Source organism: Neoroseomonas lacus (assembly GCF_014644535.1).
Taxonomy (GTDB): Bacteria; Pseudomonadota; Alphaproteobacteria; order Acetobacterales; family Acetobacteraceae; genus Neoroseomonas; species Neoroseomonas lacus.
In genome coordinates this window covers 534,388-546,830 of sequence record NZ_BMKW01000001.1, presented here as the reverse complement: position 1 = coordinate 546,830, position 12,443 = coordinate 534,388, and the positions used below count along the sequence as shown (strand labels likewise).

Genomic DNA, 12,443 nt, shown 5'->3' with positions numbered 1-12,443 from the left:
AGCGGCCATGACAACCGCGAATGCATTGCCGGCCTCACCTTGCCGGCGACATGGTGCGGCCACCTCGCGCGCTTTGGCGCGGGGCGCCCGCCACCTCGGCACCCGGCTGCGCCGGATCCGGGGTCTCGCCAGCCGCCGCCGCCACCGCCTGCTGTCACCCTTTTGGGCGGCGGCGATCACGGGGGTGCTCGGCCTGGTGGCCTGCGCGCCAGCCCAGGCCACCCAACCGGTCACCCAGGTCGCACCGATCCTGCGCGAGGACCTTTCCCCGCGCGCCGCCTGCCTCAATGCCGCGCGCGCGGCCGAACGCGACTACGGCCTGCCCGAGGGACTGCTCGTCGGCATTGCGCTGAATGAGAGCGGGCTGCATGCCAATGCGTTGAGTATCGACGGCCGCGCCTATTACCCGGCGAGCCGCGAGGAAGCGATGCGCCTGATCCGTGCTTCCGGCGGGCGCGCCATGGTGGGCTGCGTGCAGATCAACTACGCCGTGCATGCGCGCGCCGGGCAGGACTGGCCGCTCGACCCCTACAAGGCGACGGCCTGGGCGGCGAACTACCTGCTGCAGCACTACGAGACCTATGGCGACTGGAGCATGGCCCTGGTGCGCTGGCATGGCGGGTCGTTCGGCCAGGCGACGTGGCTGGTCTGCCGTGTGCGCAGCAAGATCGACGTGGTGGCGCCGGACAGCCATCTGTTCGCCGAACGCTGCCGTGGCACGCAGGCGCAGATGGCGTCGTTCCGACGCAACGGCCAGGCCTTGCTGGAAATGGCCGAGGCGGCGGATTGATCGTGGCGGCAGGCAGCCGAAGGAGCCGCCGCGTCCTTTGTCATTGAGGCCTGCCCCCTGACGCCCGGGGCCCCAATCCGGCGGTCCAGGCTGCCCGGCACCCTGGCGGGGTGAGGTTTGGAGAGGGGCAGGGGCCCGCTCCAATCACCAGTGCCCCGCCTCACCCCATCGCGTGCACCCGCACCAGCACGCGATCGACGAACGCGCCCGCGCTGCCGAGATAGGCGGCCGGGTCGGTCATCTTCGCGATGGCGGCGACATCGAGCCGGGCGGAGACGCGCGCGTCGCGCATCAGCGCCTCGGTCAGGCCGATGCCCTCGGCGATGGCGAGGTCGCAGGCATCGTTGACGATGTGATGCGATTCGCCGCGGCCGAAGACCGGCGCGAGACCCATCATCACCGCTTCCGAGACGATCAGCCCGCCGGTCGCGTCCACGTTGCGGCGCATGCGCGCGGCATCGACGACCAGGCCCTCGGCGATGAAGCGCGCCTGGGACAGCGCGCCATGGCCGAGCAGGAAGGCCTGCGGCAGGGCCAGCAATTCGGTCTGCCACGGGCCGGTGCCGCGCTCGAAATCCTGCGCCATGCCGGCCAGCATCTGGGGAACCAGCGCGTGGACGCCGCGCGCTTGCGAGAGCACGTATTCGCAGGCGATCGGGTTGCGCTTCTGGGGCATGGTCGAGGAGCCGCCGCGGCCGCGCACATGCGGTTCGGAGACCTCGGCGAGTTCGGTTTGCATCATCAGCATCACGTCGGTGGCGATCTTCGCCAGGGTGCCGCACAGGATGCCGAGCCAGCAGACCGCCTCGTTCAGCCCGTCGCGCGCGACGTGCCAGGGGATGTCGGCCTCATTCAGGGAGAGTTCGGCGGCGAGTTCGCGGGTGACGGCGAGGCCCTGGTCGCCGAGCGAGGCCAGCGTGCCGGCGGCGCCGCCGAAGGACAGGCGCAGCGCGCGGGCGCGCACGCGCGGCAGGCCGTCGAGCGAGGCCACCAGCGGCGCCAGCCACACCGCGACCTTGTAGCCGAAAGTCACCGGCAGGGCGTGCTGGAGATGTGTGCGGCCGGCCATGACGGTGTCGCGATGCGTGGCGGCGAGGGTCGCGAAGCCGGCGATGGTGGCGCGAAGGTCGGCCTCGATGAGGGCCAGGCCGTCGCGCAGCTGGAGCACCACGGCGGTGTCCATGATGTCCTGGGTGGTGGCACCCCAATGGGTCCATCGGCCGGCATCGGGGCCGGCGAGGGCGGAGAGCTGCTTGACCAGGCCGACGACGGGATAGCCGGTATTGCGCGTCGCCGCGGCCATGGCGGTGAGGTCGAGCCGTTTCGCGTCGGCCGCCGCGGTGATTACGGGGGCGGCCTCGGCGGGGATGATGCCGAGGCGTGCCTGCGCGCGGGCCAGCGCCGCTTCGACATCCAGCATGCGCTGGAGGAAGGCGTGTTCGCCCATCGCGGCGCGCATGACGTCGGTGCCGTAGAGCGCGCCGAGCACGGCGCCATCGGCGGGGTTCACGGGCATGGGCGTTTCCTTGCTGGCCGTTGGTCGAGCCATGAAGCCGGGACGCGGGCGTGGCGCAAGGGGGGCGTTGGGCGACGGCGCTCTCCGCGGGCCTTACCCGAGATGCGGCATCAGCACGTTGTCATGCTCGTCCGCCGTCGCGCCGGCCCAGTTCTGGACGGTCTCGAGCAGCTCCGCGACCGGCAGGAAGCCTTGGTCGAAATAGCGCATCGCCGCGAGCATGACGGAATCGAAGCGCAGCGCCTCCGGCACCAGGAACATCAGTGCCGCGAGCGCCTGCAATTGCCGCGGCGAGGCGCGCGCGCGGCCGAAATCCGATGCGAGTGTCAGCAATTGCACCGGCGTCATCGCGATGGCCGAGGGGGCGGCGCCGAGCAGGCGGGCGTAGTTCAGTTCCTCATCGATCTCGACCACGGGCGCGCCGGGCGGATCGGCCGGGCGGGCGTAGTCGCGGAAGCAGTACCAGGGCCCATCGGGCAGGGCGCGAAGGCCGAACAGGTACAGGCTGCGCCGGTCGATCGCGACGGCGACGCGTGGTGCATTGATCGGCGCCCAGACCTCGATGACTTCCACGCCGTCGCGCGCCAGGCCGATGCGGTAGCGCAGCTCGCGCAGGCAGAAGGGGTAGAGGTAAGGCGAAAGCTGCACCCAGGACCGAAAATCACCGGGCTGGTTGAGCAGCGCGATATTGCCGGACATGCCGACCTCCGATGCCCCCGGGATGACCGGCGGCATCGTAGCATAGCGGCCCGCCGGCCCGGCTTCGAACCGGCGGAAAGTGCGTGACCGGGGTCACGCGCGACGATCAGTAGATGACGACGCTGCGGATCGATTTGCCTTCATGCATCAAGTCGAAGGCGGTGTTGATCTCGTCGAGCGGCATGGTGTGGGTGATCAGGCTGTCGATCTCGATCTTCCCTTCCATGTACCAGTCGACGATCCTCGGCACGTCGGTGCGGCCACGCGCGCCGCCGAAGGCGGTGCCGCGCCAGTTGCGGCCGGTCACCAGTTGGAAGGGGCGGGTGCTGATCTCCTGGCCACTTGCCGCGACGCCGATGATGATCGAGGTGCCCCAGCCGCGATGGGTGCATTCCAGCGCTTGGCGCATGACGTGGACATTGCCGATGCATTCGAAGGAGAAGTCGGCGCCGCCATCGGTGATGTCCTGGATCGCCTGCACCACCTTGTCGGTGCCGACGACGTTCGGGTTGACGAAATGCGTCATGCCGAATTTGCGCGCCATCGCCTCGCGCGCGGGGTTGAGGTCGACGCCGATGATCTTGTCGGCACCCACCATGCGCGCGGCCTGCAGCACATTCAGCCCGATGCCGCCGAGGCCGAACACCACGACATTTGCACCCGGCCAGACCTTGGCGGTGTTGATGACGGCGCCGATGCCGGTGGTGACGCCGCAGCCGATGTAGCAAATCTTGTCGAAGGGCGCGTCCTGCCGGACCTTTGCCAAGGCGATCTCAGGCAGGATGGTGAAGTTCGCGAAGGTGCTGCAGCCCATGTAGTGGAACACGGTGCCCTGGTCGCAGGAGAAGCGCGAGGTGCCGTCGGGCATCACGCCCTTGCCCTGCGTGGAACGGATCGCGGTGCAGAGGTTGGACCGCTGGGACAGGCAGGTTTTGCACTGCCGGCATTCCGGCGTGTAGAGCGGGATGACGTGGTCGCCGGGCTTCAGCGAGGTGACGCCGGCGCCGACCTCGCGCACGATGCCCGCCCCTTCATGGCCGAGCACGGCGGGGAAGATGCCTTCCGGGTCGGCGCCCGACAGGGTGTAGGCGTCGGTGTGACAGACGCCGGTGGCCATCACCTCGACCAGCACTTCGCCCGGCTTGGGGTCGCCGATGTCGATGGTCTCGATGGTCAGCGGGGCACCGGCTTTCCAGGCGACGGCAGCGCGGGTCTTCATGGCGTGGCTCCGAGTGATGGCCGCGCAGCTTTGCGTCGCCCGGGTCGGCGCCGCAACCCCATGGCGGAAGGATCAGCCTGGCAATGCCTTGGTGACCAGTTCCAGCAGTTCATTCGCGCTGGTGGCGCGCCCCGTGGCGCCGAGCGCCTTCGCCTCCTCCTTCTGCGCGGCGTTGGCCGGGCCGGCATAGATGATGAAGGGCGTGGCGTCGCCGCGGGCGCGCAGCGCCTTCAGCAGGTCGTAGCCCGCCTGCTCGCCCTCCGGGCGCCGCATGTCGGAGACGATGACATCGAAGCGATCGCCGCCTGCGCGCGCCAGCCCATCGTCGGTGGTCAGGGCGGTCTGCACCGACATGCCGGCGGCTTCCATCGCCCGGCGTTCATGCACGTTGTTGGTGGGGCGGTCATCGACCCACAGCACCTTCGGCACGCGCGCGGCGGTCCTGGCGGCGGTAGTCGCCATTCGCGCAGCGTTGAACAGGCGGACGGGATCGGCCGGCGGGGCGGCAGCCTGGCCGGGCGTGGCCTCGGCGCGGCCCGCGGCGGCAGCCAGGGCAGCCACCACCTCCATGAAGTTCTTCTCCTCCTTGAAATCGGCCGGGCTGTAGAGCTTGCCGGTGTGGTTCATCACCAGGTCGCGGAACACCCAGAGCACGCCGGGGGGGAAGCTCACGAGGAACAGCACGAGCAACACGCGCTCGAAAGCGCCGAGCCCGGTGGCAGCCACGCCGAGCACCAGCGCCGCCATGCCGTAGACCAGCACGATGAACAACGCGATGATGCCGAGCGGATTGCGCGACAGCGCCTTGGCCGTTTCACCCATGGTTCCGAGATTGTCGCTCATCGCGTGATCCCATCCGTTCCGGACGGACAATAGGAGAATGTTCGCATCAAGGAACGACAATTTCGCCGGGCCGCGGAAGCGATTGCATGTGGGGGCGTGTGGCCGACATTCCGGGCGGGAACCGACCCGAAGGGAGCGCCCGAGGGCTTCAGGATGCGCGCCCCGATCAGGTAGATTCACTTGGTCCGGTGAAGGCGCCCGCATCAGGCAAGGGGCTGGTGCGGATGGCGTGAGCCATGGCGAATGGCAACCCCTCCAGCCGCTGCGCCTTTCAACTCAGCAGCCGCACCATTGCCAGCGACAACCACGGAAAGGCGATGCACAGCCCGAGCCGGATGAAATCCGTCAGAAGATAGGGCAGCACGCCGCGATAGATCGCCCCGATCGGCACGTCCCGCGCCAGTCCGCTGACGACGAAGACGTTCAGCCCGATCGGCGGCGCCGTCAGCCCGATGCCGACGACGATCAGCACCAGGATGCCGAACCAGATCGCCGTCTCCTCCCCGGTCAGGCCGAAATCAAGCGCGGTGATGACGGGGAAGAACACCGGCAGCGTCAGCAGCATCATCGCCAGCTCGTCCATCACCGCGCCGAGCACGAGATAGACGGCGAGGAAGGCGCAGAGCACGCCGAGCGGCGGGAAGCCCTGCTCGGATACCCATACCGCCAACAGGTCCGGCGCCTGGGAGAGGGCGAGGAAGGCGTTGAACACCTCGGCGCCGAGCAGGATGACGAAGATCATCGCCGTCGTCTCGGCGGTGGCCTTGAGCGCCTCGACCACTGCGCGGGCGGAGAGCGAGCGGCGCAGCAGGCCGGTCAGCAAGGTGGCGACGCAGCCGACGGCAGCGCTTTCGGTCGGCGTGAAGATGCCGCCATAGATGCCGCCCACCACCACGACCGCGATCAGCAGCACCGGCACCACGGCGCGCAGCGCGGCGCGCCGGTGCTGTGCCGAGACGCGCGGGCCGGGGGGGCAAAGGTCAGGCCGGCGCCGCACCACCACCGCGATGGTGGCGATGTAGAAGGCTGTCGCCATCAGCCCCGGGATCAGCGCGGCCATGAACAGCCGGGCGATGTTCTGTTCCGTGCTGATGGCATAGACGACGAGGATGACCGAGGGCGGGATCAGGATGCCGAGCACCCCGCCCACCGCGATGGTCCCGGTCGCGAAGCCCGCCTCTGTGCCGTAGCGGCGCAGTTCCGGCAGGGCGGCGCGGCCGAAGGTGGCGGTGGTCGCCACCGATGAGCCGCACACCGCGCCGAAGCCGGCGCAGGCGCCGATCACCGCCATGGCCAGTCCGCCGCGCTTGTGCCCGACCAGCGCATTCGCCGCGGTGAACAGGTCCCGCGCCAGCCCGCCGCGTTCGGCAAGCGCGCCCATGAGGATGAATAGCGGAATGACCGATAGGGTGTAGTTGGCGAACAGGAAGAAGGGCGTGGTCTTGAGATACGCCAGCAGCCGCGTCGCATCGACGATATGCGCATAGCCGGCGCAACCGACCACCAGCATCGCCAGCCCGATCGGGCAGCGCAGCGCGAGCAGCCCGAGCAGCGCCGCGAAGCCGGCGCCGGCGACGATGAATTCCTCGGTCATTCAGCCGCGCCCGCGCGCCAGGCGCTCCGCCCAGGTGAGCGCCATCAGGCCGGTCACCGCGAAGCACAGCGCGCCGATGCCGATCGCCCACCAGATCGGGATGCCGAGCAGTCCCATGGTGGTGGAGCCATTGCCGAGCGCCTCCGTCGCACCCACCGCCATGCGTTCGGCCAGCACCAGTGCCGTGACGCCCCACACCAGGTTCCAGAAGCCGTCGATCGCCTGGGTGACGCGGCGCGGCAGCCAGGTCGTGAAGCTGTCGACGAAGATGTTGCTGCGCATCAGCGTGCCATAGGCGAGGAAGCCCAGCACCGCGAGCCCGCCGCCGATCTGCACCATCTCGACATCGCCGGTGATCGGCGCGCTGGCCAGCCAGCGCATCAGCACCGAGGCGGCGACCATGAAGGCCGTGGCGAGCAGCATCAGCCCGCCGGCCACCGCGACGGCGCCGGTGAGCCGCGCGACGGGCCCCGCCGGGGGCGTCAGGACACGCCCTGGCCGAACCGGACGACCAGCGCGCGAGTCTGTTCGACCAGCGCGGCGCCATCGATGTTCCGCTCCCGCATCTGGGCGATCCAGGTCTCGGTCACCGGGGCGGTGGCGGCGACCCAGCGCGCCTTCTCGGCCTCGGCTATCTCGCTGATCGTGTTGCCGCGGCGGCGGGCGGCTTCCTCCACCTTTGGGCCTTCCTCGTCCCAGACGCGTGCGGCCATGACGGCGGCGGCGTCACCGGAATTGGCGTCCAGCACCCGCTTCAGGTCATCGGGCAGGCCCTGATACCGCGCCGGGTTCATCGCCAGGACGAAGGACGCCGAATAGAAGGTCGGGCTGCCGGGGATGCCGATGTGGTAGCGCGCCATCTCCTGAAGGCGGATCGCCGGCACCACCTCCCACGGCACCACGGCGCCGTCGATGACGCCCTGCGACATCGCCTCGGGCACCTGCGGGACCGGCATGCCGATCGGGGTCGCGCCCAGCGCCTTGAGGCCCTCGCCGGCCTGGCGCGTCGGGAAGCGCAGCTTGAGGCCGCGCAGATCCTCCATCGTCTTCACGTCGCGCTTGGCGTGGATCAGGCCGCCATCATGCGCCCAGGCGGTGATGATGTGCGTCTCGGCGAATTCGGTGGTGCGCATGTGCTGGTCGAACAACGCCCAGGTGACGCGGGCGTTCACGCTGGCGCGGCGATGGGCGATGAAGGGCAGCTCGATCACCTCGATGCGCGGGAAGCGGCCGGGGGTGTAGCCCGGCAGCGTCCAGACGATGTCGGCGACGCCGTCCTTCGCCTGGTCGTAGAGCTGCGGCGGCGCGCCACCCAATTGCATGGAGGGGTAGATCTGGATGCGCAGCCGGCCGCCCGATTCCTCGCGCACCTTGTTGGTCCAGGGCACCAGGAAATGGCGATGGACGTTGGAGACCGCCGGCAGGAAGTGATGCAGCCGCAGCGTCACTTCCTGCGCGGCGGCGCGGTGGGAGACGAGCAGCGCCGGCGCGGCGATCGCCGCACCCGTCAGCAGCAGGCGACGACGGAACATCGGATCGTTTCTCCCTGATTCGGCCTCGGCGGGATTGAGCCCCCGCTTCGCCGCAAGCTTCAAGCGAAACCGGCGGGACCGTTCAAGAGGCGACGAGGGAGCGGCGCAGCGCGCGCGCCTTCTCCGACACCGTGGCCGCTGTATCGCCCGGCTTGTAGAGCGACGAGCCGACCCCGAAGCCGGCCGCCCCGGCCGCCTTCCAGGCCGGGATATTGTCCGCCCCGATGCCGCCCACCGGCAGCACGGCGGTCCCCTTGGGCAGCACCGCGAGCAGCGCGCGCAGCACGGCCGGGCTCGCCGCCTCGGCCGGGAACAGCTTCAGCGCATCGGCCCCGGCCGCGAGCAGGGCGAAGGCCTCGCCGGGCGTGAAGAATCCCGGGCAGGCGACCATCCCCCGCGCGCGGGCGGCGAGCACCAGCGCCGGGTCGCAATGCGGGGTGACCATCAGCCGCGCCCCGGCGCGGGCGATGGCGGCGACCTCATCCTCGCTGGTCACAGTGCCGGCGCCGACCAGCGCCCGCTCGCCGAAGGCGGCATGCAGGCGGCGGATGCTGTCGAGCGGGTTCGGCGAATTGAGCGGTACTTCGAGGATGGTCAGCCCCTCGGCGAGCAGGGCGGCCCCCACGGTTTCGGCCTCCTCCGGCCGGATGCCGCGCAGGATCGCCACCACGGGGCAGGCATCGAGCCAGGGAGCGAGGCTCATGCGAGGCGCGACGCGACGCGCCACAGGCCATGGGCCGCGGCATCCGGGTCGGCCTTGCGGTGGGGAATGCCGAAGGCGGCGAGGGCTGCGCCGTAGCGGGCCGTGAGCCGGTCCGCGCCGATCAGCAGGATCGGCGGAGCGACGCCATCCTCGAGCGCGGCGGCGACCTCATGGCCGATCAGCAGGCCCGACAGGTAGGAGGCCGCTTCCTCCTCCTGCATCTCGTCGAACAGGGCGGCGGCGCGCAGGCCGAACAGGTGGCGCAGCAGCCCGCCGCCCTGCCGGGAGCGTGCCACGCCGCGCTCGAAGCCGCCGGCATGGTGAGGGGCGCGGTCATTCATCATGCGCGCGAGGATGGTGTGGGCCGACAGCGCCGCGAAGGCCTCCCCGGTGAGGTGGGTGGTGAAATCGATCACCCGCCCATCCTGCACCCGCGCCCATTTGGAATGGCTGCCGGGCAGGCAGATGGTCGTCTCGCCGTCGCCCATGGCGGCGCCGAGCATCTGCGTCTCCTCGCCGCGCATCACCTCGGGCACGCCGTGGCGGTCACGGCAGGACAGGCCTGGAAGCAGGCGGACATCGGCATCGGGGAAGGGCACGGCGACGGCGGCGGCGGCGAGGCCGTCGAGGCCGGCCGGGCAGGGCAGGTAGGGCACTTCCTGCCAGCCCTGGCGACTGCCGACCATGCCGCACATCAGGATGCGGCGCTCCCCGTCCTCGATCCAGTCGCCAACCACCGCCCGGAGCGTGTCGGGGAATTCGCCCGGCGCGACGGTGAGGATGCCTCGGGGGGTGTCGCGTCGACCTATAACGCGTCCATCGGGCGCAAAGCGGTAGGCACGCAGGCTTGACGTGCCCCAATCAATTCCGAGCATTCTACCCCCAACAAGCCCCCATGGGGGCATGCCAAAGCCGCAACGCCAAAGCAATCCAAGCTTGCGTGTTTGCTGCGTTATTTGTCACGTCTTGCCTGAAGTGCCAGAGCCGGATCAACGCGATTGCGGCGCCGCTTCAAGCGACCTGGGACAGTACGCCAAGCGCTGGCACGCTGGCCGCATTTCCCCCGGCCGCCCGCAAGGCACCCCACAGCGACACCGCCACGGAATCGAGCACCGCCACCCCGGGCACGGTGGCGGCGGCCTCGAGGCCGCGGAAATTGGTGCAATGGATGGCGATGGCATCGCAGCCTTCAGCGGCGACCTCGCCGACCAGCCGCGTGACCAGGGCCGGCGGGTGGTCGGCGAAGCTGTAGTTGCCGGGGTCTTCCAGATGACGCTCGCCGGCGGTGACGAAGCCTTCGGCGCGCAGATTGGCGAGGATCGCGGCCTGGACCGCGCCGAGATAGGGCGTCACCAGGCCGACCCGTCGTGCGCCGAGGGCGTGCAGCGCGTCATGCAGGGCGAGGGTCGCGGTGGTGCAGGGGATGCTGGTCGCGCGCGTGACCGCGGCACAGATGGCGCGGTCGGCCTCAAGGCCGAGCCAGGCGCCGGAGGTGCCGTTCCAGCACAGGGCGTGAACCTTGGCATCGGCCAGCATCTCGGCGGCGGCGACCATCGGCCCGGCGTCGAACTGGCCGGTCGAGCCGCCCTCGAGGGTGATCGACAGCACCCGCAGCCGCTGGAAATGCGCGGTAATGTGGGGCGTGGCCGCGAGCAGCGCGGCGGTGGCGGGTTCCAGCACGGTGTTCGAGGATGGTGTGAGCATCCCCAGTCGTATGGCTGCGTCCATCATCCCCCCGTGGCGAGGCGCGGGTCGTTCTGCCCGCGCGTCGCCCAGCCGGTCGTGCGTTCCTCGATGGTCACCGCCACCCAGTACATCAGCACGCCCATCACGCCGGTCACGATCAGCCCGGCAAAGACGAGGGGGACGTCGAAGCGGGAGGAGGCGACCAGCATCAGGTGGCCGATACCCTCATTCGCGGCGACCGTCTCGCTGATGATCGACCCCACGAACGCCACCGTGATCGCGACCTTCAGCGAGGCGAAGAAATACGGCATTGCCCGCGGCAGGCCCACCTTCATGATGATGTCGATCGGCCGGGCGCCGAGTGCGCGCAGCACGTCACGCAGTTCCGGTTCCACCGTGGCGATGCCGGTCGCGACATTCACCACGATGGGGAAGAAGGAGATCAGGAAGGCGGTCAGCACGGCGGGCCAGAAGCCGGCGCCGAACCAGATCACCAGGATCGGCACCACCGCCACCTTGGGCACCGAATTGAAGGCGATCAGCAGCGGGTACAGCCCGCGATAGACCAGCACAGAGGAGCCGATCAGCACGCCGAGCGACAGGCCGAAGCCGACCGCCATGATGAAGCCGACGAAGGTGGTCAGCAGCGTGGCCCAGGAATTCGTCATCAGCGGGTACCACCATTTCACCATGCTCTCGGCGATGGCGCTGGGGGCAGGCAGGATGAAGGGCTGGATGTCGAAGGCGCGCACCGCGGCCTCCCAGACGGCGAACATGCCGATCGTGACGAGCCAGGGCAGCGCGTTCTCGAGCCGACGGCGGCGGCGGGCGGCCTCGGCGAGGGCTTCGGCGGAACGGGCGGACCTAGCGGACATCGGTGGCTTCCCCCTTGCGGGCCTCGCTGATGCGGTCGCGCAATTCGTGGACGATGGCCTGGAACTCGGCTTCGTAGGTCTGTTCGAGCCGGCGCGGGCGGGGGTAGGGGACGCGCCGCTCGGCGATGATGCGCCCGGGCCGGGAGGACATGATCAGCACGCGGTCGGCGAGGTAGACCGCCTCCTTCAGGTCGTGCGTCACCAGGATCACGGTGGGCTTCTTGGCCAGCCACACCGCCTGCATGACGTCCCACAGATCCTCCCGCGTGAAGACGTCGAGCGCGCCGAAGGGCTCGTCGAGCATCAGCAGCCGCGGGTCATGGACCAAAGCGCGGCACAGCGAGGCGCGCTGCTGCATGCCGCCCGAGAGTTGCCAGGGGAATTTCGCCTCGAAGCCGTCGAGGCCGACCAGTTTCAGCAGGTCGCGGGCGCGGCGTTCATAGGTGCCGCGCTGGGCGCGCAGTTGGCGGCGATGCGGCTGCACCACCTCGAGCGGCAGCATCACGTTGTCGATAATGTTGCGCCAAGGCAGCAGGGTCGGGTTCTGGAAGGCCATGCCGGCGATGGAAAGCGGGCCGTCCACTTCTGCGCCATCGACGATCACAGTGCCCTCGGTCGGCGGCCACAGGCCGGTGACCAGGCGCATCAGGGTGGATTTGCCGCAGCCGGAGGGGCCGACCACGGCGACGAATTCTCCATCGCCCACGTCGAGGGAGGCATCGCGGAGCGCCAGGGTGCCCTCGACGCCGCCATAGCGCATCGAGACGCCGTCGATCTGGACGAAGGGTGGGGTCATGCGGGCTGTCCTGGCATGTGGCGTGCCGTGATGGGCCGAGGACGGTTGGAGGGGCCTTGCCCCTCCAAGCCACCCCACCAAAGGCCTGAGGGCCTTTGGACACCTCGATTTGGCGCCGGGCGTGGGCGTCGGTGCGAAACGTCACGGCCGGCGCGGGGCGCCGTGTCGGGCTCCCAGATCGATCCGGATG

13 protein-coding genes are annotated in these 12,443 nt (G+C 69.8%); 1 reads left to right on the top strand and 12 read right to left on the bottom strand.

Going from position 1 to position 12,443, the window contains the following annotated elements; genetic code table 11:
* Window positions 1-7 precede the first annotated feature (7 nt).
* Window positions 8-790 carry a transglycosylase SLT domain-containing protein gene (locus IEY36_RS02740; protein WP_188965365.1) on the top strand — a complete coding sequence of 261 codons (783 nt, stop codon included), beginning with the start codon at window positions 8-10 and terminating at the stop codon, window positions 788-790.
* A gap of 160 nt (window positions 791-950) precedes the next feature.
* Here the strand turns inward: IEY36_RS02740 and IEY36_RS02735 are convergent, their stop codons facing one another.
* From IEY36_RS02735 to IEY36_RS02680, 12 genes are all read right to left on the bottom strand, one after another.
* A complete protein-coding gene (locus tag IEY36_RS02735) occupies window positions 951-2,306 on the bottom strand; it encodes a class-II fumarase/aspartase family protein (RefSeq protein WP_188965364.1) in 1,356 nt (451 codons plus the stop codon).
* Window positions 2,307-2,399: 93 nt separating this feature from the next.
* Entirely contained in the window at window positions 2,400-3,005 is a 606-nt protein-coding gene (locus IEY36_RS02730) for a ribosome-inactivating family protein (RefSeq protein ID WP_188965363.1), read from the bottom strand.
* A 106-nt stretch (window positions 3,006-3,111) separates the two neighbouring features.
* On the bottom strand, window positions 3,112-4,224 hold the full coding sequence (locus tag IEY36_RS02725) for an S-(hydroxymethyl)glutathione dehydrogenase/class III alcohol dehydrogenase (RefSeq protein ID WP_188965362.1): 1,113 nt from the start codon (window positions 4,222-4,224) through the stop codon (window positions 3,112-3,114).
* Window positions 4,225-4,296: 72 nt separating this feature from the next.
* On the bottom strand, window positions 4,297-5,067 hold the full coding sequence (locus tag IEY36_RS02720) for a response regulator (RefSeq protein ID WP_188965361.1): 771 nt from the start codon (window positions 5,065-5,067) through the stop codon (window positions 4,297-4,299).
* A gap of 271 nt (window positions 5,068-5,338) precedes the next feature.
* Window positions 5,339-6,661, bottom strand: coding sequence for a TRAP transporter large permease (locus tag IEY36_RS02715; protein ID WP_188965360.1), 1,323 nt, complete (start codon window positions 6,659-6,661; stop codon window positions 5,339-5,341).
* A complete protein-coding gene (locus IEY36_RS02710) occupies window positions 6,662-7,084 on the bottom strand; it encodes a TRAP transporter small permease (protein WP_188965359.1) in 423 nt (140 codons plus the stop codon).
* A gap of 59 nt (window positions 7,085-7,143) precedes the next feature.
* The gene (locus tag IEY36_RS02705; protein WP_188965358.1) at window positions 7,144-8,193 is read right to left on the bottom strand and encodes a TRAP transporter substrate-binding protein; all 1,050 of its coding nucleotides are present in this window, start codon (window positions 8,191-8,193) and stop codon (window positions 7,144-7,146) included.
* Window positions 8,194-8,275: 82 nt separating this feature from the next.
* The gene (locus IEY36_RS02700; RefSeq protein ID WP_188965357.1) at window positions 8,276-8,896 is read right to left on the bottom strand and encodes a 2-dehydro-3-deoxy-6-phosphogalactonate aldolase; all 621 of its coding nucleotides are present in this window, start codon (window positions 8,894-8,896) and stop codon (window positions 8,276-8,278) included.
* Complete coding sequence (locus tag IEY36_RS02695; RefSeq protein ID WP_188965356.1) at window positions 8,893-9,771, bottom strand: 2-dehydro-3-deoxygalactonokinase; 879 nt, start codon at window positions 9,769-9,771, stop codon at window positions 8,893-8,895. The genes IEY36_RS02700 and IEY36_RS02695 overlap by 4 nt, the downstream gene beginning before the upstream one ends.
* A 136-nt stretch (window positions 9,772-9,907) precedes the next feature.
* Window positions 9,908-10,600, bottom strand: coding sequence for a maleate cis-trans isomerase family protein (locus IEY36_RS02690; RefSeq protein WP_229681045.1), 693 nt, complete (start codon window positions 10,598-10,600; stop codon window positions 9,908-9,910).
* Window positions 10,601-10,623: 23 nt separating this feature from the next.
* The gene (locus tag IEY36_RS02685) at window positions 10,624-11,457 is read right to left on the bottom strand and encodes an ABC transporter permease (RefSeq protein WP_188965354.1); all 834 of its coding nucleotides are present in this window, start codon (window positions 11,455-11,457) and stop codon (window positions 10,624-10,626) included.
* On the bottom strand, window positions 11,447-12,253 hold the full coding sequence (locus tag IEY36_RS02680; protein WP_188965353.1) for an ABC transporter ATP-binding protein: 807 nt from the start codon (window positions 12,251-12,253) through the stop codon (window positions 11,447-11,449). The genes IEY36_RS02685 and IEY36_RS02680 overlap by 11 nt, the downstream gene beginning before the upstream one ends.
* Window positions 12,254-12,443: the final 190 nt, after the last annotated feature.

Coding starts and splice junctions, on each gene's coding strand:
- IEY36_RS02740 (WP_188965365.1), top strand. CDS start 8: ATGACAACCGCGAATGCATTGCCGGCCTCACCTTGCCGGCGACATGGT.
- IEY36_RS02735 (WP_188965364.1), bottom strand. CDS start 2,306: ATGCCCGTGAACCCCGCCGATGGCGCCGTGCTCGGCGCGCTCTACGGC.
- IEY36_RS02730 (WP_188965363.1), bottom strand. CDS start 3,005: ATGTCCGGCAATATCGCGCTGCTCAACCAGCCCGGTGATTTTCGGTCC.
- IEY36_RS02725 (WP_188965362.1), bottom strand. CDS start 4,224: ATGAAGACCCGCGCTGCCGTCGCCTGGAAAGCCGGTGCCCCGCTGACC.
- IEY36_RS02720 (WP_188965361.1), bottom strand. CDS start 5,067: ATGAGCGACAATCTCGGAACCATGGGTGAAACGGCCAAGGCGCTGTCG.
- IEY36_RS02715 (WP_188965360.1), bottom strand. CDS start 6,661: ATGACCGAGGAATTCATCGTCGCCGGCGCCGGCTTCGCGGCGCTGCTC.
- IEY36_RS02710 (WP_188965359.1), bottom strand. CDS start 7,084: ATGCTGCTCGCCACGGCCTTCATGGTCGCCGCCTCGGTGCTGATGCGC.
- IEY36_RS02705 (WP_188965358.1), bottom strand. CDS start 8,193: ATGTTCCGTCGTCGCCTGCTGCTGACGGGTGCGGCGATCGCCGCGCCG.
- IEY36_RS02700 (WP_188965357.1), bottom strand. CDS start 8,896: ATGAGCCTCGCTCCCTGGCTCGATGCCTGCCCCGTGGTGGCGATCCTG.
- IEY36_RS02695 (WP_188965356.1), bottom strand. CDS start 9,771: ATGCTCGGAATTGATTGGGGCACGTCAAGCCTGCGTGCCTACCGCTTT.
- IEY36_RS02690 (WP_229681045.1), bottom strand. CDS start 10,600: ATGCTCACACCATCCTCGAACACCGTGCTGGAACCCGCCACCGCCGCG.
- IEY36_RS02685 (WP_188965354.1), bottom strand. CDS start 11,457: ATGTCCGCTAGGTCCGCCCGTTCCGCCGAAGCCCTCGCCGAGGCCGCC.
- IEY36_RS02680 (WP_188965353.1), bottom strand. CDS start 12,253: ATGACCCCACCCTTCGTCCAGATCGACGGCGTCTCGATGCGCTATGGC.